Raw genomic sequence first — 19,388 nt, 5'->3', positions numbered from 1 at the left:
TACAGATTGAGACAAAACAGCGAGGCGGGCCGCCACATCTGCAAGAACCACCACAAAGGTGCCTGTCCCCTTTGTAGTGGTTTTAAGTCATGGTCGGTGCGAAAAACGAATAACCGTTCATACGCGATCTCCTTACTTATATATGCGTCGCGTTGCCGCCATTATAGCGACCGCTGTGATCGATCATGCCGTCTTCAAAACGCTATTTCAGCTGCAATATTCGACGTTTGCCCAGATAAAACCTGCCAAAATAAACCTGTCCCTTTTTAGTAGGTACAATAACCCATAAGGTAAGTATGTTTCTGAGTTATTTCGTGTTGACCCATTTGAGCGCGATAGGGTATAACTCTACTCAACCGCTAGGGATTTTATTGAGAAAGGTGTTCTACCATGAGCAAGAACCTCTCCCAGCAGGTCGTTCTCGACCGCCGCGGCTTCGTTGCCGCCACCTTCGCAACCGTCGCCGGCCTTGGTCTTGCCGGCTGCTCCGACACCAGCGCCGAGGCCGACAAGGGTTCCGCCGCCGGTTCCTCCAAGAGCTCCGAGGATACCGAGGCTTCCACCACGCTCGACGCCAAGGCATTCGACAAGCTCGTCGGCAACGGCCCCAAGGCCGATGACGATGCCGTCGCCGCCAGCACCTGGGCCACGGCCGTCAAGGACGCCGGCGTCTTTAAGATCGGTGGCGTTCAGACTTCCACGCTCTTCTCCCTCCTCAACGAGAAAGACGGTCAGACCCGTGGCTTCGATGCCGGTATCGCGCAGCTCCTGTCCAACTACATCCTGGGCGAGAACAAGGTCGAGATCACCCAGGTGACCTCGGACACGCGCGAGTCCGTCCTGCAGAACGGCCAGGTCGACGCTGTCTTCGCCACCTACACCATCACTGACGAGCGCAAGAAGCTCGTCTCCTTTGCCGGTCCCTACTACTACACCCAGCAGGCTATCCTAGTGCTCGCCGACAACGACGACATCAAGAGCGTCGACGACCTGGCCGATAAGAACGTCGCCGTCCAGTCCGGCTCCAACGGCCCCGCCATTCTGGAGGAGTTCGCCCCCAAGGCCAGCCAGCAGGAGTTCAAGACCGACGAGGAGGCCCGTCAGGCACTCCAGCAGGGTCGCGTTGACGCCTACGTCATCGATAACAACATGCAGCAAAGCGCCCTGGTCCGCGAGCCCGGTAAGTACAAGATCGCCGGCAAGCCCTTCGGCAGCAAGGAGCCCTATGGTATCGGCCTGCCGCTCGATTCCGACGGCGTCGCCTTTGTCAACGACTTCCTTAAGAGGATTGAGGACGATGGCACTTGGACCGAGCTGTGGCAGATCTGCATCGGCGACCGTACGGGCGACACCAATGTTCCCGAGCTGCCCGAGATCGGCGCCTAGGCAGCGAGCCTGGTAACGGCCGCAACGAAACCATATGGAAACGCATGATGCGCTTTATTGCGGTAAACTGTTTCCTCACTGAGTTGTCGGGGCTTCCGTACACACGGGAGCCCCTTTCCTTATCGGCAGGAGGTCCGCATGAGTCTCTCCGAGCTCTGGTCGCTCTATGGCCAGAACTATATCGACGCGCTGCTAGCAACCTGGGGCATGACGCTTGAGTCGTTTGCCATCGCCATGGTGCTGGCCGTCGCCGTCACCGTGATGCGTGTGTCGCCGCTCAAGCCGCTGCGCGTCTTTGGCGACCTGTATGTCCAGGTCTTCCGCAACATCCCCGGCATCGCGCTGCTCATCATCATCGTCTACGCGCTGCCGCCGCTCAAGGTCGTCCTGCCCTACCGCACCTGCGTTATCGTCGCCACGGTCCTTTTGGGCTCGGCCTTTGGTTCCGAAAACTTTATGAGCGGCATCAACACCGTCGGCGTCGGCCAGGTGGAAGCCGCCCGCTCGCTCGGCATGAGCTTCAGCCGTATCCTCGCTAAGATCGTGATTCCGCAGGCGCTGCGTTCGAGCGTGCTGCCCATGACCAACCTCTTTATCGCCGTCATGCTCACCACCGCGCTCGGCAGCCAGGTGCCGCTTAAGCCGCAGGAACTCACCGGCGTGGTGAGCTACATCAATACCCGCTCGCTCGGCGGCGTCGCCGCGTTCTTTATCTCGGCGCTCGGCTACCTGGGCACGGCCTTTGTGGTGAGCCACATTGGCAACTACATCGATAAGAAGGTGAGGATCCTCCGATGAGCAAGCATTCCACCTCCGCGCTCACCATGCGCGATGCGCTCTACGAGGCTCCCGGCCCCAAGATGCGCGCCAAGATTCGCATCGGCACCGCCATCTCGCTTGTTGCTGTCGCCGCGCTCGCCATCCTGGTACTGCAGCGCTTTTATGTGACCGGTCAGCTTTCGGTCCACTATTGGTATTTCTTTACGCACCTCACTACCTGGAAGTTCTTGCTTGCCGGCTTTGAGGGCACCGTTAAAGTCGCACTCACCGCTGGCGCCATCGCGCTGGTGCTGGGCTTAGCCCTTATGCTCGGCCGCACCAGCGGCATCAAGCCGCTACAGCTGGTCTGCCGCGTGCTCACCGATTTCTTCCGCGGTGTGCCGAGTCTGCTGTTCATCTACTTCTTCTTTTTGGTGCTGCCCCAGTACAAGATCGCGCTACCGTCGTTTTGGATGCTCACGCTTCCCGTCGCGCTCGCCGCAGCTGGCGTACTTGCCGAGATCTTCCGCGCCGGCGTCAATGCCGTGCCGCGCGGTCAGGTCGAGGCAGCCCAGGCGCTCGGTCTCTCCAAGGCCAAAATCACCTTTAAAATCGTGTTGCCGCAGGCTATTCGGTTTATCATTCCGTCCTTGATTTCACAGCTCGTGGTCGTAGTCAAAGACACCACCGTCGCCTATGTGGTGAGCTACCCCGACCTCATGCAAAATGCCCGCGTGCTCATTACCAACTACGATGCCCTCGTGTCGGTCTACCTGGTGATCGCAGTCATCTACATCCTCATCAACGTCGCGATCAACAAGGCCGCTGTCTATGTTTCGCACAAGACCGGCGCGACCATCATCCGCTAACGCTTTACCATTTCTAGTCATAAGGAGCCGAGCACCATGGCACAGAGCACCTCTTCCACCGGCAATCAGCCGCTGATCGAGCTCAGGCACGTCGATAAGCACTATGGCGATCTACACGTCCTCAACGACATCAATCTCTCGGTTGACCGCGGCGAGGTCGTCGTTGTGATCGGACCCTCGGGCTCAGGCAAATCGACCATGTGCCGCACCATCAACCGCTTGGAGACCATCGACTCGGGCGAGATCCTCATCGAGGGCGAGCCCCTGCCGCAGGAGGGCAAGGATCTTGCCCGCATGCGTGCCGAGCTGGGCATGGTGTTTCAGCAGTTCAACCTGTTTGCGCATATGACCGTACTGCAGAACGTCATGCTGGGGCCGGTCGATGTACTGGGCGTGTCCAAGGAGGAGGCTCGTGGGCGCGCCATGGACCTGCTGAGCCGCGTGGGCGTTGCCGAGCAGGCCGATAAGGTGCCCGCACAGCTCTCGGGCGGCCAGCAGCAGCGCGTGGCCATCGCCCGTTCACTCGCCATGCAGCCCAAGGCCATGCTCTTTGACGAGCCCACAAGCGCCCTTGATCCCGAGATGATCAACGAGGTACTCGAGGTCATGGTCCGTCTGGCCCAGCAGGGCATGACGATGATCGTCATCACGCACGAGATGAACTTTGCCCGCCGCGTGGCCGACCGCGTCGTGTTTATGGCCGACGGCCAGATTGTGGAAACCGGCACGCCCGACGAGTTCTTCGACCACCCCCAGACCAAGCGCGCCCAGGACTTCCTCAACTCCATCAAGGGTCACTAACCCAATTGCCACGCGGGCAAATTCATCAGTAACGTTTGCTCCGCGCCACCCCTGTGCCATGTCCACCCGGATTCGAAAGCTACGCCCATGATCGGAACCCGCACCTCATCGTCCTACACTCCGCACGTCGACGTCGATCCCGCCGACCGTCCGCTCATCCTGGTCGCACCACGCTGGGAAGAAGCGAAACCCTATTTGAGCGAGACGCTCTCCCCCAACGAGGAGATTGCGAGCGTCTTTGTCGATGCCATCCTTGCCGCCGGCGGCCTGCCGCTGCAGATGTCCATCACCGAGGACATTGAGGTCATCCGTCATTACGTCGATATCGCCGACGGCATCGCCATTCCCGGCGGCCCCGATGTCAATCCCAAACGTTGGGGCGATGATCGACCCTACGACCCCACCCTCTGCTGCGAGATCCGCGATAGCTTTGAGTTTAAGCTGGTCGGCGAGGTGCTCCGCGCCAAAAAGCCGCTCTTTACCACCTGCCGCGGCACGCAGTTGCTCAATGTCGCCACCGGCGGCACCCTGTGCATGGACGTGCCAAGCCTGGGCGCGCGCGAGGGCCGCACGCAGTGGCGCCATACCCACGTGCTCAACGACCCCGTGCATCCCGTCGAGGTCGTGCCGGGCTCGTTGCTGGAGCGCGCGCTTGGCGGGCACAGGCTTATCCAGACCAACTCCGCACACCACTGCTGCATCGATCGTCTGGGTAAAAGCACGCGCTTGGTCGCCAAGGCAACCGATGGCGTGCCCGAGTGCATCGAAGTCGAAGGCCAACCCTTCTGCCTGGGCGTGCAATGGCATCCCGAGTACACCTGGCAGACGCTCGAAACCGACTTTAACCTCTGGAAGTCGTTTGTCGAGGCGGCAGCCAAGGTCAAGCAGGCCCGCTAGCACGCGAACCACAAAACAGATAAGAGCGCCCCGCCGGCCACATGGTCCGGCGGGGCGCCCTTTCACCTATATGTGGCCGGCAAGCAGCCCAAGGCTCGCAAGCTCTTATTCAGCCGCCTCGCGCAGAGCCGACATCGTTGCCGCATATTGCTGCTGCAACGCATGCATTCCCTCGCGAGCGCCGTCAACGGCATCGGCGCCGCGCAGTGCTTCGGTCACCACGACCGCCGGCTCGTACAGATTATCGAATCCCAGGTTCTGGCTCACGCCCTTGAGTGTGTGCGCTGCCATAAACGCACCTTCGGCGTCTCCTGCCGCCATGGCGGCCTCCAGCTTGTCCATGCTCTCGTCATCCAAAAACTTGAGGGCAAAGCGGCTAAGCATCTCCTCGCCCATCAGCCGAGCGCACGCGTCATCATAATTAGCGCCGATCTTCTCATACGCCTCACGCATGGAAATCATGGATTAAAACTCCTTAGGTCAAACTAAATCGTGGGAAACGCGACAACGTCGGCGGGGCGTGCCAACGTCTCGGCAATACGGTCTTGCACCTCGAGCAGACAGTCGAGCAACAGCGGGTTAAAGGTGCCGCACTTACCGTCCAGGATCATCTGGATCGCCTCCTTGTGCGGAATAGCGTCCTTGTACACACGCACGCTCGTCAGAGCATCATACACGTCGGCCACCGAGACCACCTGCGCGGCAATGGGAATCTCGTCGCCCTTAAGGCCATCGGGATAGCCCTTGCCGTCCCAGCGCTCGTGATGCCAACGCGCAATCTGGTACGCATATTCCATAAGCGCATTGCCGACGTGATGGCGGCCCAGCTCAAGCAACATGTCGGCGCCCATCGTGGTATGCGTCTTCATAATCTCGAACTCCTCGGGCGTAAGGCGCCCGGGTTTGTTGAGAATTGCATCGTCAATCGACATCTTGCCGATATCGTGCAGCGCCGAAGCCAGGGCAATCGTAGAGCGTTCCTCATTGTCGAGGGAGATCGTGCCGCTACGCTGGACCAGACAGCCAAGCAGCAGCTCGGTCAGCTTCTCGATGTTCGTAACGTGCCTGCCGCTCTCGCCATTGCGAAGCTCCATAACGCCGGCCATGATGTCGATGAGCATGCGACTGTTCTTGACGCGCTCGTTGTACTGCTGGGACAGCAAACTCGTCAGGCGGCGCTGTTTGGCGTATAGGCGGATGGTGTTGCTTACACGCCGGCGCACGACACGGGAGTCAAACGGGCGGTTGATATAGTCCGAGGCGCCCAGCTCGTACGCGCGCAGAACCATATCATCGGAATCTTCGCTCGAAATCATGATGAAAGGCAGATTGTCGATACCCGATCGGCGCGACAGATCGGCCAGCACCTCAAAGCCGCTTATGCCCGGCATGACAATATCCAGCAGCACGAGCGACAACTCATCGCCATAGCGGTCGACCATGTCGAGCGCCGTACGACCGTTGTCGGCCTCGAGGATGCAATACTCGTCCTTGAGCATCTCGTTGAGAATGGCTCGGTTCATCTCGGAGTCATCGACAATAAGCACCAAAGGCTTTTCGCTTTGGAAGGCTTCGATGGAATCGGCATCGGTCACGACCGTACCGGCTTTTGCCTTAGCGCGGCTCAATAACTGGACAGCGCGGCCAACTCCTTCATCGACCGTCTCGCCATGAATGCGAACACCGCCAACACATGCCGTCAAGCTCACGTACTCATGGCCCGGAACAATCGTGGCATGAACGGCATCGGACACCTGATGCAGGCGACGGGTGAAGTCATCGGAGGGAATATTGGGCATGACGACCACAAACTTGTCGCAGCCATAGCGTACAAGCTCGTCAGTCGAACGAATTCCGCTGCGTATGGCTGTCGCCACAGCACCGAGCGCAAGGTCGCCGGCATGACGGCCACACGTATCGTTGAAGACCCTAAAATCATCAAGGTCGATCACCGCAACGCCGGCATTCATGCGGGCGCTACGGAGCTTTTCCTCGTAATATCGGCGATTGCGCACACTCGTCAGCACGTCGGTGTAGACGAGGTCCTCTTCTGCAGCCTCTTGCTCATCGATCGGACGCACCATCAGCAGGACGTGAGGCTCGCCCTCGACCTTTAGAGGGCGCAGGCGAGCGCGGTACTCGGTACCATCATTGAGCAGCTGCTCCGATACATCATCGGAACCTGCCAAGGCCTCAAGACTCGACTGACGCAGACAAGGGCAGCGATCGCCGGCGAGCAAGCAGTTAGGCTCGCTCTTAATCTGATCGGCCGACAACAAACGCACCACGGGGTAGGTCTTCGCGACGCGGGCGACCTCGGCGGCAGCCTCCTCGTCGGTTAGATTGACCTCGTGATTATTGAGCATATGGGGCCCTTCCTATCGTTACGCACGGCAACGGTGCATATCAATTGGTACAAGGGTAGCATCTAACAGCTGAAGGCAAACGCGCGATTATCGTTACATTTTTATGACCTGGCAAACGGCGGTAATGGAGCCGCGGGCGCGCGGTTATGGGCGCATTCGTTAACAATGACGAAACGCTAACAGCCCCTCTCCCCGCAGGTCATCGAGCGTGCTAACGCTCCAAGACATCGCGAACGGCGTTTGCCGCCGTAACGGGGCGATCGCGCAGACCGTTATGCGCGCCCGGGATCGTCACAAGGGGGCAATCGAGATATTCGGCAGCCGCTCGCGTGCCAGCCTCGCGGGGTGTATCGACCGAAAGCTCGCCCAAAAACACGGCCGACACCGCCTTTGACGCGCGGACGCGCTCCCAGTCGGGAGCATATGTCATATTTGTTCCGTATTCATTAGCCATAAAGCAACGACCATTGCGCAGGGCATGTTTGGCTTCCGCTTCGGTCGTCCCGGGAGCTTCGGGGTCCAAGTCGCCGAGGGCTCCCAAGAAAAGCCGGAGCGCCCTTGAAACCTTTCCAGCCGCAATCATATCGAGCAAAACCGGAGCTGCGCCCATGCCGACGCCTTCGGCCGACACAGCCGGCTCATGCAGAATCGCACGGGCGACGAGATGGGGTTCGGCGCGAAGAAGCTCCAGCGCCACCAACGTACCGGCGCTATGCGCAAGCACATTTGTCGGAGCGCCAACGTGTTCGATCACGGCTTGCAGGTCGGCGGCCTGAGCGGCAAGATCATAGCTGCCGTCTGCCGCATCGCTGCTGCCACCGCAGCCGCGGCGGTCGTAGGCAATTACGCGGTAGTTGCGGCTGAGCTCACAAGCGATACCGTCGAAAAATGTGCCGTCGACACAAGCGCCGTGCACGCACACCAAGGCAGGAGCATCAGGCGACACATCTGGGCCGGCATATTCGCGACAGGCAATCGTGGTGCCCGCATTCTCGACCGTAAAATTCATGTTGTGCCCCCATCATCAATGCTCATCCAGTTGCACGTCAGCGCGGTTGGATGGACCCACATTGCCTTACACCTTGTTAACAGATTAACTTTACCCGACCCGAGGCTTTTCATGGCGCGGCATAATGGGCGACGTGAAAAAACGAAACTTGTAAAGCAAGAGCCCGCACCTTGCTTTGGAGCCGATGCTATGCTTAGGCACAATTGTCTTGAGGAGCATATGCCTATGTCTACGTTTTTGAATGCCAGCCCCATCTTTGGGCCCGTTCGCAGCCGTCGCCTTGGTCTCTCGCTCGGCGTCAACATGATGCCGGCCAGCGGCAAAATCTGCACGTTCGACTGCATTTACTGCGAAAACGGCCTCAACGCCGAGCGCCCCTGCCATGAGCCGTACAACACAGCTGCCGTGGTACTCGACGCGCTCGAGGCAAAGCTGCGCGAGATGGCAGCCGAGGGCGAGCTCCCCGATGTGATCACCTTCGCAGGCAACGGCGAGCCCACCGCCGCACCGGAGTTTCCGCAGGCCATCGCCGGCGCCGTCGCGCTGCGCGACGAGCTTGCCCCAAACTCCAAGATCGCCGTGCTCTCCAACGGCACGCGCGCCGACCGCCCCGAGGTGCACGACGCGCTCATGATGGTCGATGACAACATTCTTAAGCTCGATACCGTCGACCCGGCATTTATCCAGCTGCTCGACCAGCCCGTTGGCCCCTACGACGTCGAGCACCAGATCGAGACGTTCGCAAGCTTTGACGGTCACGTTATTATCCAGACGATCTTTTTGACCGGTGAGTATCAGGGCAAGCCCATCGACAACACCGGCGAGGAGTACGTCGCCCCCTGGCTCGCGGTGCTCGAGCGCATTCGTCCGCAGGAGGCGACCATCTACACGGTGGCGCGCGAGACACCGGTCGCAGGCCTTGCCAAAGCAGCACCCGAGGCCCTCGACGCCATTGCCGCGCGCGTGCGCGCCCTCGGCATTCCCTGCCAGGTGAGCTACTAGCAAAACCACGCAGCAGCTAGTGCCTGCCATCCCGCTCCATCAGTTGCGGTGATATAGTTCCTATTTATGCTGTTAAACCGCTTAAATCGGAACTATATCACCGCAACTTTTATGGACGCGTGGGTGGGCTATACTAGCTGCGAATGAAAGGAAGTTAGCCATGTTTGACAATGGACCCGTGCCCGGCCGCAACGACGCCTGCTGGTGCGGCAGCGGCAAAAAATATAAGAAATGCCATAGCGCCTTTGATGAGCGCCTCGAGCGCTTGTGGGAAGAGGGCTGGGAGGTTCTGCCCCGCACGCTCTACAAGACGCCCGCCGATATCGAGGGCATCAAGCGCTCGGCCGCCATCAACGTGGGCGTGCTCGATTACGTAGGCGAACACATCGCCGCGGGCATGACCACCAACCAGATCGACCAGATGATCTACGACTACACCGTCGAGCACGGTGGCACGCCGGCCGACCTCAACTATGAGGGCTACCCCAAGAGCGTTTGCACCTCGATCAACGACGTGGTCTGTCACGGTATCCCCTGCGATACGGACGTGCTGCATGAGGGCGATATTATCAACGTGGACTGCTCCACGATCCTAGACGGCTACTTTAGTGATTCGAGCCGCATGTTCTGCATCGGCGAGGTCTCTGCCGAGCGCCAGCGCCTGGTCGACGTCACCCGCGTCAGCGTGGAGGCGGGTCTGGCTGCCGTCAAGCCGTGGCTGCCGCTCTCCGTGATGGCTGAGGCCGTGCAAAAGACGGTCGAGGACGCCGGTTTTAGCGTAGTGCGCGAGTACGGCGGACACGGCATTGGCAAAGAGTTCCACGAGGACCCGTTTGTGGGCTTTACCACCGAGGCGCCCGATGTGGACACCATCATGGCCCCGGGCATGGTCTTTACCATTGAGCCCATGGTCAACGCCGGAGCGCCCGACATCAAGATCAGCAAGGGCGACGGTTGGTGCGTGCGCACCAAGGACGGCAGCGATTCGGCCCAGTGCGAGGTACAGCTCGTGGTGACCGAGGACGGCTACGAGCTGCTGAGCTGGTAGCCGTGGATGCGCCGGGCTTCGCGATGGATATGTTAACCATCGCGAAGCCCGGCGTTTTTATAGCGTTTTGCCTGATAAAACCTGCCAAAATAAACCTGTCCCCTTTTGGCAGGTTGGGCGGAGAGGACCGTTTGTGAACATCCTGGTTTTGTTGCCCGTCAACGACCGTCATCGCGCAATTCTTGAGTCGAGCGCTCCGGGCGAGGACTTTATCTACACGAGTGCCGACGCCATCACGCGCGAGCAGGTCGCCGATGCCGACGTGATCTTGGGCAACATCGACCCTTCCCTGCTGACCGCATGCGAGCACCTCCAGCTGCTGCAACTGCAGACCGCCGGCTATGACGACTATCTCGCCGCCGGCACCGTGCCGGCTGAAGCCAAGCTGTCTTGCTCAATCGGCGCCTACGGCCAGGCCGTGAGCGAGCACATGTTTGCCATGGTCCTTTCCATGATGAAGCACCTGCCCGGCTATCACGACTTGCAGCGCGAGCATCGATGGGAGGACTTAGGCCCGGTCACCTCGCTCAAAAATGCCAATGTGCTGGTGTTGGGCGCGGGCGACATTGGCGGCCACTTTGCCACGCTCTGCCGCAGCATGGGCGCGCACGTCCGCGGCATCAAGCGCCATCCGCTCGTCTACCCCATTGTGTTTGAGGACATGGACGGCATGGATGCCCTGTCTGAGCGCCTGGCGGAGGCCGACATCGTCGCATCCTTTATGCCCAGCACACCCGAGACCCGCGGTCTGGCGAACGCCGAGTTCTTCGCCGCGATGAAACCGGGCGCCTTCTTTGCCAACGGCGGCCGCGGCGATCTTGTGGTTGCCGACGATCTGGTTGCCGCTCTTGAGTCCGGACACCTTGCCGGTGCCGCGGTCGATGTCACCGACCCTGAGCCACTGCCCGCAACAAGCCCGCTGTGGGATGCGCCCAACATGCTCATCACGCCGCACGTCTCCGGCTGGTTCCACCTGGCAGCCACGCTCAACAATGTGGTCGACATTGCCGCAGAGAATCTGCGTCACCTGCAAGCCGGCGAGACCCTGCGCTGTTGGATCGAACATTAGGGTTCCGCCGTTCTAACGAACGGCGGACCGGTCGACGCTACGCGCCGCCCAGAGCGACAATTTGTCATTCAAAAGGCAAGGCATGACCAGAAGGTCTATGCCTTGCCTTTTTCATGCCAACTTGTTCGCTCTGGACATCGCTCGCTGACGCTTGCTCAACCTGCGGTGTCATAACAATTCTGTCCAGCTGTTGGCTTTGCGGCATTTGCCCAGATAAAACCTGCCAAAATGAACCTGTCCCTTTTTGGTAGGTTTGGCGCAATGGAGTCAGGTTGGCTTGCGCCATACCGATAGTTCTGTCTGCGACACTCTCGCCAAAGTGATATCAAACATACATCTAGCGTTTTCGACACTTCGCTTATTAGAGCCAGTCCGTCTCCTCGTCATAGCGGTCCGAATAGGCGTTACGCTTGAGTTCTTCAGCACTCGTTGGTCGCGCCTTGGAAACGTCGACCCCTGACTCATGGCAAGCGGCGACGAACAGCTGTAAACCCCGATCAATAAGCTGAGCCCCACGCTCGGCCTTCATTTCTTCGGCTCGCATTTAGAGCTCAACGCTTTCGGCTCCGTTGATGGTTAGGTTTCGCTCGTAGAAGGCGGTGAGGGCGCGGATGGCGTACATCACGTCGCGCACACCGCCGGTCTCGTAGCTCGAGTGCATGGCAAGCTGCGGCAGGCCCACGTCCACAGCATGCATGCTCGCCTGCATATTGGACAGATTGCCGAGCGTGGAGCCGCCGGCCATATCGCTCTTGTTGGCGAAGGCCTGCGTGGGCACGTCGGCGTCATCGCAGATGGCCTGGAACACCGCGCGGCTAAAGGCATCGGTGCAATAGTGCTGGTTGGCTGCCTCCTTGATGACGATACCGCCGTTGAGCACCACCTGGTTGCGGGCGTCGCACTTCTCGGCGTGGTTGGGGTGCACGGCATGTGCATTGTCGCAACTTACAAGCATCGAGGCAGCAAGTGCACGATGGTACGACTCGTCGTCAAAGCCCAGCGAGCCGTTAATGCGGCGCAGTGCGTCGGCCAAGAACGTCGACATGGCGCCCTGCTTGGTCTCGGAACCAACCTCCTCGTTATCAAAGCAGCAGAAGACCGAGACGTCGCGCGCGTTCTCGGCACCCAAAAATGCCTGCAGTGAGGTGTAGGCGCAGGCCAGGTCGTCGAGCTTGGGCGTCGAGATGAACTCGTCAGCCCAGCCCCAAATGCGCGCATCCTGGCGGTTGACCAGGAACAGATCGCGGCTCAGGATCTGCTCGGGCTCAACGTCCAGTTCGTCGGCAACCAGGGCATCAAAATCGCCCTGCTTAAGCTCACCGGCGCTGATGAGCGGGCACAGGTCGACGGCGCGGTTGGGCGCAAAGCCCTCGTTAACGCCGCGGTTCATATGGATGGCAAGGCTCGGGATAATCGCGACTTCGCGCTCGGTGGCAAGCAGGCGGCTCTCAATACGGTCGCCTTCGCGTACCAACACGCGGCCCGCGAGCGCCAGCGGGCGGTCGAACCAGGTGTAGTCGATCATGCCGCCGTAGGCCTCGGTGTTCAGGCGCAGCGTCTCGCCTGCGCCGTCGAGCTCGGGCACGGCCTTGACCTTAAACGTCGGCGAATCGCTGTGCGACGCCGTGAGCTGAAAATGATAGTCACCGGCAACGCCGTCCTCGCCCCACGTCGCGGTCAGGTCCTCGCCCACCTTAAAGGCAATAACGCTCGAGGTATTGCGCTGCGTGTAATAACGCCCGCCCGGCTCGATGTCCCACGCCGCGTTCTCGGGCAGGTAGGTAAAGCCCGCCTCGTCGAGCTCGGCCATAATGGTCGCCGCCGTATGGAACATGCTGGGACATGCCTCGATAAAGTCGATGAGGTCGTTGGCGGCCTCGATATCGTCGGCCGTCACATGCGCGCGCTCGGGCGTTTCCTGATCCGTCATGCTCTCCCCTTTCGCTGGGTTGATGGTCCCCTCCAGCATACCCCGCCACGCCAGCGCCGCACTCTTCATTCCATGTTTAATCCCGCGCCGCTCACCAAGTTGAGCCATCATGCCCGCGCTCCTTTTGCGACAATTACGCTAACAGGACGAGAGGAGCCGTCATGAAGCCACGTAACATTGCCATCGCCTGCGGTGTCGCGGGAGTCGCCGTCGGCCTTGCCGCTGCCACCGGTATCGTTTACCGCAAGCAAATCAAGTCCGCCGCGTCGCTCAAACGCTTGACCGGCTACGCGGATAGCTATGACCTGTACGCAATCGACATCGCCTACGACTACGATCTTGATCGCATCATCGCCGCTGGCGTGCGCGACGACCAGGGCTACATCGATGCCGTGGTGGCGCAGGTGCTGCCCGGTGTGCCGGTACATGTCCAGGCGCCCCAGTTTGCCTGCAGCGCTTTTGTCGCCGTAGATGCCGAAGGCCGCGTGCGCACCGGTCGCAATTACGACTTTAAGGACGACACCTCGGCACTGCTGGTGCGCAATCACCCACGCGACGGCTATGCCTCCATCGGGTTTGCCGCCCTTAACAACCTGGGCGATAACACTCCGCTTGACTCCGTCGGCGGACGCGCCGCCGCACTCATGGGCCCGTTTGCCCAGCTCGACGGTGTTAACGAATGCGGCGTGTCCATTGCCGTACTCACTCTGGACTCCAAGCCCTGTGACCAGGACACGCAGCGCCCCGTCATCAATACCTCGCTCGTCATCCGCCTGGTGCTCGACCGTGCCGCCACCACGCAAGAAGCTGTCGACCTGCTTTCCGCCTACGACATGCACGCCATGGCAGGACGCGATTACCACTTCTTTATCAACGACGCCGCCGGTGACGCGCGCGTAGTAGAGTGGGATCCGCGCGATCCAGACCGCGCTTTCAAAGCGACTCCTGTACGCCAGGTTACGAACTTCTACGCCTGCTATGGCGACGAAGTGCTGCCCAACCAAAAGAATGGCGAGCTGGGCCATGGTAAAGAGCGCGCCATCGCAATCGCCGATGTCCTTGACGCCCATGTCGGTGCCCAGGACGAGGCAGTCGCTTGGAAGGCCCTACGCGCTGCAGCGCAAGAACCCAATCCGAAAGACATCACCAGCAATACGCAATGGTCGGTCGTCTTTGACAATACCGAACCCGCCGCCGCCATTACGCTGCGCCGCCACTGGGGCGACGTCGACGCCTTCGCACTGTAAGGACCCAGGCTCGTCGACCTTACGCTCGCCTGACGTTGTTTACATTTCTATACGCTTGAGCTAACACGTTTTACCCCCGTATCAACAGTGTGCGGGGGTAAACTTATGCGCATGTTATAACTTGCCCGGAAGGATTCATCATGCTTAGGATCGGTCTTCTTACCAGTGGCGGCGACTGCCAGGCGCTCAACGCCACCATGCGCGGCATTGTCAAAACGCTTATGACCAATAGCGAAGAGCCTATTGAGATCTATGGTTTTGAGGACGGCTACCAGGGCCTTATCTACAGCCGGTTCCGCGTCATGACGCCCGCCGATTTTAGCGGCATCCTTACCCGTGGCGGCACCATCCTGGGCACGAGCCGTACGCCGTTCAAGCGCCTGGATATTCCCGAGGCCGACGGCGTCGAGAAGGTGCCGGCAATGGTCCACACCTATCATAAGCTGCAGCTCGACTGCCTGTTTATGCTAGGCGGTAACGGCTCCACCAAGACCGCCAACCGCCTGCGCGAAGAGGGCCTCAACGTTATCGCCCTGCCCAAGACCATCGATAACGACACCTGGGGCACCGAGTTGACGTTTGGCTTTACGAGCGCCATCGACGTCGCCACCAAGTGCATCGACGACATCCACACCACTGCCTCGAGTCACGGCCGCGTGTTCGTTATCGAGATCATGGGCCACAAGGTCGGCTGGATTCCGCTGTACGCCGGCGTCGCGGGCGGCGCGGACGTCATCCTGATTCCCGAGATCCCCTACGACATGGACAACGTCATCAAGACCATCGAACATCGCATGGAGACCGGCAGCCGTTTTACCATCGTGGCCGTCGCCGAGGGTGCCATCTCTAAGGAGGACGCGGCGCTGTCCAAGAAGGAGTACAAGAAAAAGCTTGCCGAGCGCACGAGTCCGTCGATTGTCTACGACATCGCCAAGGAGATTGAGACCAAGACCGGTCGCGAGACCCGCGTCGCCATCCCCGGCCACACGCAGCGCGGCGGTCAGCCCGATGCCCAGGACCGCATCTTTGCGACCCAGTGCGGCGTCGAGGCGGCGCTCGGCTGCCTGCGCGGCGAGTTTGGCTACATGATTGCCCTGCGCGATGGCAAGATGTGCCACATGCCGCTCGAGGATGTCGCCGGCAAGCTCAAGTATGTCGATCCCCAGAGCGACCTGGTACGCGAGGCCAAGGCGTTGGGCATCAGCTTCGGCGACGAATAGCCTCGGCCGAAATCCATCCCATCGGGCCCTCCGACCCCGCCCGACGTATTTCGATTTGGCTCCTCCCTTGACTCCGTCAAAGGTCGCCAATCGAAATCGTCGGGCGGGGTCGGAGGGCCCTTCGTTTACACACTCGCCGAGGCTATTCGTCTTCTTGCTGCGGGTGCCTGGCCTGAAATTCAGTTGCGGTGAAATAGTTCCTGCTTAGCCCGCAAATGGCTGAATCTAGGAACTATTCCACCGCAACTTACGTATGATCGGAGCGGCTACAGCACAAGCATCGGCGTTCGTTTGATGGTCCGCCACGAAATGGGGCCATCTACTACGTTTAACTCGATGGGGCCAACCATGACCGCCTTTTCGAAAATCGACAGGCCTTCTACCTGCGGTTTTGTTTTTTGTTTTCCCGGCATGGTTGAGGGTATCCAATTAAACATAGTAGATAGGACCATTTTGTGGCATACGACCCATTCAAGCCCTATCTCGAAGGCTAAAGAGAGCCTCTCATCCACGCCTGAGAGCGAAAAGCAAATAGAATAAAAGGCAAATGAAAAGCCCGTTTGACGAGCGGAGGACATATGCGCGACGTAGCCGAAAGCGACTGGAAGCTGTTTAAGAAAACGCTTCCTCAATGGCAAGAACGTTATATGGAAAAGCTCATCGGCCAGTACGTTGAGATACTGAATGGCGACAGCGAAGCGTCCAGTAGATTTTGGGCACTAGAAGAGAGCCTCAATAGAGACAAGCTGTCCTCAGGCGTAATTGCAAACGACATTCGCCGCAGCACAATGCACCGCGAGATAGCCAATTTGCTTATCGACAGCGTGATCACCCTTGACGACCTTGACGGTTTTACCGAGGACATTAAGAGCTATGCGCAACACTGGATTGGCCAGTAAGAGCACCGAACGACAAACATCCCCAGCAAAACGGGGCAAACGCCGGGCCACCTATAGGCTGCCCGGCGTTTGCCCAGATAAAACCTGCCAAAATAAACCTGTCCCTTTTTGGCAGGCTACTCGGCGCTCTTGAGGGCGCCGACCATGTCGATCTTGTTGAGCGTTCGGTTGGTGGCGAGGTTGACGATAAACGTAAAGCCAAAGGCCAGCAGCACGGCGAGCACGTAGCTCAGTGGCTCGACCTCGACGTCAAAGTACAGCGACGGCATCTGCAAAATGTAGGTAAAGCTCTCGGCCAGCAAGCCGCCCAGCGGCACGCCCAGCGCAGCGCCGATCGCCGTGAGGATCAACGTCTCCTTGTTGACGTAGTGGTGCACCTCGCCACGGCGGAAGCCCAGCACCTTGATGGTCGCCAGCTCGCGCTCGCGCTCGGAGATATTCGTGTTGGACAGCGTAAACACCACCACAAACGATAGGCACGCCGCCATAAAGGTCACGAGCACCACGACGGAATTGATGATAGTGAAGTTCGCCTCGAAGTTCTGCCAATGTTCAGCCGTGCTCGAGATGGTGAGCCAACCGTCGCTCTTAAGCTTCTTGCTAAACGCAATCTGATCGGCCGACGAGCCCTTAAGCAGCACAAAGACGCCGTTAAGGCGCGCGCTTCGACCGAACGCGCGCTCATAGGTGCCCTGCGTCATGTAAAGCGTGTTGCCCAGATAGTTGAGCGAAATGTCACTGACTTTGACCTTGGCAACATTGAGCGACGAATCCTGGACGTGCGCCGTATCGCCCGGCTGAATCCCCAGTACCAGCTGTGAACTTTTGCTCAGATACACGTCTCCGTCACGCAAAGACAGCGGTTCTTTGGACTCATCCTCCAGGCGCACGTAATCGCCCAAGTCACCCGTGCGGTCGTCGGGAATCACGATGAGCTGCACAGTCTCGCTCTTGCCACCAAACGTAAAGGTGACGTTGTCGGTCATAATCGGCAGGGTTGAGGTCACGGTCACGTTGGAATCATTGGCCGCGCTGCGCTCATCCAATGCCGCGCACGTCTGCGAAAAATCGTCGGGATTGGCGACCGCCAGCAGGTCGTAGCGCGTGATATGCCCGTACTGTTTGGGCGAAAGCGCCACCGACGTGTCACGGATGCCCATACCGCAGATCACGAGCGCTGTGCAGCCGGCGATACCGAAGATGGTCATAAAGGCGCGCTTTTTGTAGCGGAACAGGTTACGCGCCGCCACCTTGTTTAAGAAGCCCATGCGGCGCCAGATAAATCCGATACGCTCGAGCAGAATGCGTGAGCCGGCACGCGGCGCCTTGGGACGCATGAGCGAAGCCGGCGTCTCGGCCATCTCGTGGCGGCAGGCGATAATCGTGGCGCCCACCACGCCCACGGCAAACAGCGCTACCGACACGAGCGACGACACGATATCGTACGAAAGCAGCATCTGGGGCAGCGAGTACATGTCGTCGAACACCGTAAACAGGAACAGCGGCAGGCCCACAAATCCGATGATGTTGCCAAGCACGCCGCCGATCAGACACGCCCACAGCGAGTAGTCCACGTATTTGGACAGGATACGCCCACGTGAATAGCCGAGCGCCTTGTACAGGCCAATAAGTGTACGCTCCTCCTCAACCATGCGCGTGGCGGTGGTGAGGCTGATGAGCACAGCGACGACAAAGAAGATAAATGGGAACACCGTGGCGATGGCCTCGATCGAAGAACTGTCGCTCTCGACGCTCGAGTAGCTTGCGATGTTACCGCGGTCCTGGATGTACCAGGAGCATTCGCCCAGATCGGAAAGCTCGGCGCGGGCATCGGCAAAATGCTGGTCAGCGGCGGCGCGGCGCTGGTCCAACTCGGCCTGAGCCTGGACGCGCTCCTCGCTGCCCTCGGCCATGCGATTGATGTTGCCCTGTTCAATCCCAAAGAGCATATTCGCCTCGCGCTCGGCCGTATCCAAGCTTGCCGGCGTGTCGACCATCAGCTCCTGAGCACGCGCCTTCTCACGCTCCTCACGGATTTTCTCGATATTGCCCTTGACCTCATTGATCTTTGCCGCGTAGGCATCCGAATAGGAGTTGAGACTCTTGGCTCCCTCGACGATCACGTGGACCGCGGAGTAGGAAGAAGATGTCGCGGCGTCCTCGCTCACATAGAACTTATAGTCCGCCGCCGAAGCAGCGCGAAAGGCGTTGACTGTCGAGTCGGAGCTCACATCAGTGGGATCGAGGACCTCGGCCGTAATGGTGTAATCGCCCGCGGCAAACTGATCCTTGGCGCTTTGGTTCGATGAACTTGCGTCATTGGCGGCAAAACTCACCGTATCGCCGAGCTTTTTGCCCGAAGCCTTCAGGAACTTCGAAGTCACCGCAACCTCATCGGCGCTCTCGGGCAAATCGCCGCTCACCAGCACCGGCTGATCGATGTTCTCCTTGGAGAGACTCTGCACGACCACGCGCTCGCGCGTTGTGCCCACGGCGGTGTAGGCGGTCTCGGTGTAGATACCCTCGGCCGTCTCGACGCCGTCGACCTCTTGGATGGCCGCGAGATCGTCGCGCGTAAGGCCATAGGTCGACTGCACGTTAATGTCATAGACATTCTGCTGGTCAAAATAGGCGTCGACCGAATCGCGCAGGTCCTCGCAGCCCGCCTTAAGGCCGCACATCACGCTCACGCCGAGCGCGGTGATGACCACGATGGACAAAAAGCGCTTAAGACTGCCTCGGATTGTGCGGTAGATGCCGCGGCGAAAAACCGTCGGCACCATATCGTTTGAGCTTTGAGCGGTACGGTAGGTCGTAAAATCCTGCTCGCGCTCCGTATTCTGCGCGTCGTGGCGTAGGCTGTTTTGGCGATCTTGGTCCATGGGC

The 19,388-nt window shown here is 59.6% G+C and carries 18 protein-coding genes; 11 read left to right on the top strand and 7 right to left on the bottom strand.

Annotation, left to right across the window (positions count from 1 at the left end; all coding sequences use genetic code 11):
- Positions 1 to 390: 390 nt before the first annotated feature.
- The 5 genes from DWZ01_RS02820 (at position 391) to DWZ01_RS02800 (ending at position 4,712) form a co-directional block, all read left to right on the top strand.
- Positions 391 to 1,386: a glutamate ABC transporter substrate-binding protein gene (locus DWZ01_RS02820; protein ID WP_117770084.1), complete on the top strand. Its 996-nt coding sequence runs from the start codon at positions 391 to 393 to the stop codon at positions 1,384 to 1,386.
- 138 nt (positions 1,387 to 1,524) lie between these two features.
- Complete coding sequence (locus tag DWZ01_RS02815; RefSeq protein ID WP_117847984.1) at positions 1,525 to 2,184, top strand: amino acid ABC transporter permease; 660 nt, start codon at positions 1,525 to 1,527, stop codon at positions 2,182 to 2,184.
- Complete coding sequence (locus DWZ01_RS02810) at positions 2,181 to 3,014, top strand: amino acid ABC transporter permease (protein ID WP_117770082.1); 834 nt, start codon at positions 2,181 to 2,183, stop codon at positions 3,012 to 3,014. The genes DWZ01_RS02815 and DWZ01_RS02810 overlap by 4 nt, the downstream gene beginning before the upstream one ends.
- A 36-nt stretch (positions 3,015 to 3,050) precedes the next feature.
- Positions 3,051 to 3,815, top strand: a complete 765-nt coding sequence (locus tag DWZ01_RS02805) for an amino acid ABC transporter ATP-binding protein (RefSeq protein WP_117770081.1) — start codon at positions 3,051 to 3,053, stop codon at positions 3,813 to 3,815.
- 87 nt (positions 3,816 to 3,902) lie between these two features.
- Entirely contained in the window at positions 3,903 to 4,712 is an 810-nt protein-coding gene (locus DWZ01_RS02800; protein WP_055286831.1) for a gamma-glutamyl-gamma-aminobutyrate hydrolase family protein, read from the top strand.
- A gap of 105 nt (positions 4,713 to 4,817) precedes the next feature.
- Here DWZ01_RS02800 and DWZ01_RS02795 read toward each other — a convergent pair whose 3' ends face one another.
- The 3 genes from DWZ01_RS02795 to DWZ01_RS02785 all read right to left on the bottom strand — a co-directional run bounded on the left by DWZ01_RS02795 (position 4,818) and on the right by DWZ01_RS02785 (position 8,087).
- Entirely contained in the window at positions 4,818 to 5,174 is a 357-nt protein-coding gene (locus DWZ01_RS02795) for an Hpt domain-containing protein (protein ID WP_199412370.1), read from the bottom strand.
- Between the two features lie 23 nt (positions 5,175 to 5,197).
- Positions 5,198 to 7,078, bottom strand: coding sequence for a diguanylate cyclase (locus tag DWZ01_RS02790; RefSeq protein ID WP_117847982.1), 1,881 nt, complete (start codon positions 7,076 to 7,078; stop codon positions 5,198 to 5,200).
- A gap of 211 nt (positions 7,079 to 7,289) precedes the next feature.
- Entirely contained in the window at positions 7,290 to 8,087 is a 798-nt protein-coding gene (locus DWZ01_RS02785; RefSeq protein ID WP_117847980.1) for an alpha/beta fold hydrolase, read from the bottom strand.
- Positions 8,088 to 8,312: 225 nt separating this feature from the next.
- On the opposite strand from DWZ01_RS02785, the gene DWZ01_RS02780 reads away from it, so the two are divergent.
- From DWZ01_RS02780 to DWZ01_RS02770, 3 genes are all read left to right on the top strand, one after another.
- Positions 8,313 to 9,089, top strand: coding sequence for a radical SAM protein (locus DWZ01_RS02780; RefSeq protein WP_117847979.1), 777 nt, complete (start codon positions 8,313 to 8,315; stop codon positions 9,087 to 9,089).
- Between the two features lie 160 nt (positions 9,090 to 9,249).
- Positions 9,250 to 10,137, top strand: coding sequence for a type I methionyl aminopeptidase (gene map, locus DWZ01_RS02775; RefSeq protein ID WP_117847977.1), 888 nt, complete (start codon positions 9,250 to 9,252; stop codon positions 10,135 to 10,137).
- A gap of 133 nt (positions 10,138 to 10,270) precedes the next feature.
- Positions 10,271 to 11,206 carry a D-2-hydroxyacid dehydrogenase gene (locus tag DWZ01_RS02770; protein WP_117847975.1) on the top strand — a complete coding sequence of 312 codons (936 nt, stop codon included), beginning with the start codon at positions 10,271 to 10,273 and terminating at the stop codon, positions 11,204 to 11,206.
- Positions 11,207 to 11,270: 64 nt separating this feature from the next.
- Here the strand turns inward: DWZ01_RS02770 and DWZ01_RS10615 are convergent, their stop codons facing one another.
- The 3 genes from DWZ01_RS10615 to DWZ01_RS02760 all read right to left on the bottom strand — a co-directional run bounded on the left by DWZ01_RS10615 (position 11,271) and on the right by DWZ01_RS02760 (position 13,136).
- On the bottom strand, positions 11,271 to 11,492 hold the full coding sequence (locus DWZ01_RS10615; protein ID WP_147332614.1) for a hypothetical protein: 222 nt from the start codon (positions 11,490 to 11,492) through the stop codon (positions 11,271 to 11,273).
- 75 nt (positions 11,493 to 11,567) lie between these two features.
- Positions 11,568 to 11,735, bottom strand: coding sequence for a hypothetical protein (locus DWZ01_RS10690; RefSeq protein ID WP_158556983.1), 168 nt, complete (start codon positions 11,733 to 11,735; stop codon positions 11,568 to 11,570).
- Positions 11,736 to 11,750: 15 nt separating this feature from the next.
- Entirely contained in the window at positions 11,751 to 13,136 is a 1,386-nt protein-coding gene (locus DWZ01_RS02760; protein WP_172674636.1) for a M18 family aminopeptidase, read from the bottom strand.
- Positions 13,137 to 13,297: 161 nt separating this feature from the next.
- On the opposite strand from DWZ01_RS02760, the gene DWZ01_RS02755 reads away from it, so the two are divergent.
- The 3 genes from DWZ01_RS02755 (at position 13,298) to DWZ01_RS02745 (ending at position 16,502) form a co-directional block, all read left to right on the top strand.
- Positions 13,298 to 14,383 carry a carcinine hydrolase/isopenicillin-N N-acyltransferase family protein gene (locus tag DWZ01_RS02755; protein WP_117847973.1) on the top strand — a complete coding sequence of 362 codons (1,086 nt, stop codon included), beginning with the start codon at positions 13,298 to 13,300 and terminating at the stop codon, positions 14,381 to 14,383.
- 140 nt (positions 14,384 to 14,523) lie between these two features.
- Positions 14,524 to 15,603 carry a 6-phosphofructokinase gene (locus DWZ01_RS02750; protein WP_117847972.1) on the top strand — a complete coding sequence of 360 codons (1,080 nt, stop codon included), beginning with the start codon at positions 14,524 to 14,526 and terminating at the stop codon, positions 15,601 to 15,603.
- A gap of 578 nt (positions 15,604 to 16,181) precedes the next feature.
- Complete coding sequence (locus tag DWZ01_RS02745; protein ID WP_117847970.1) at positions 16,182 to 16,502, top strand: multidrug transporter; 321 nt, start codon at positions 16,182 to 16,184, stop codon at positions 16,500 to 16,502.
- A 116-nt stretch (positions 16,503 to 16,618) separates the two neighbouring features.
- On the opposite strand, the gene DWZ01_RS02740 is transcribed toward DWZ01_RS02745, so the two are convergent.
- Positions 16,619 to 19,384: an FtsX-like permease family protein gene (locus tag DWZ01_RS02740; RefSeq protein ID WP_233506161.1), complete on the bottom strand. Its 2,766-nt coding sequence runs from the start codon at positions 19,382 to 19,384 to the stop codon at positions 16,619 to 16,621.
- Between the last annotated feature and the right edge of the window lie 4 nt (positions 19,385 to 19,388).

Origin of the sequence: Collinsella sp. AF28-5AC (assembly GCF_003457875.1) — a bacterium.
In the GTDB taxonomy this organism is placed as follows: domain Bacteria; phylum Actinomycetota; class Coriobacteriia; order Coriobacteriales; family Coriobacteriaceae; genus Collinsella.
This window is presented reverse-complemented; position numbering and strand designations above follow the sequence as displayed.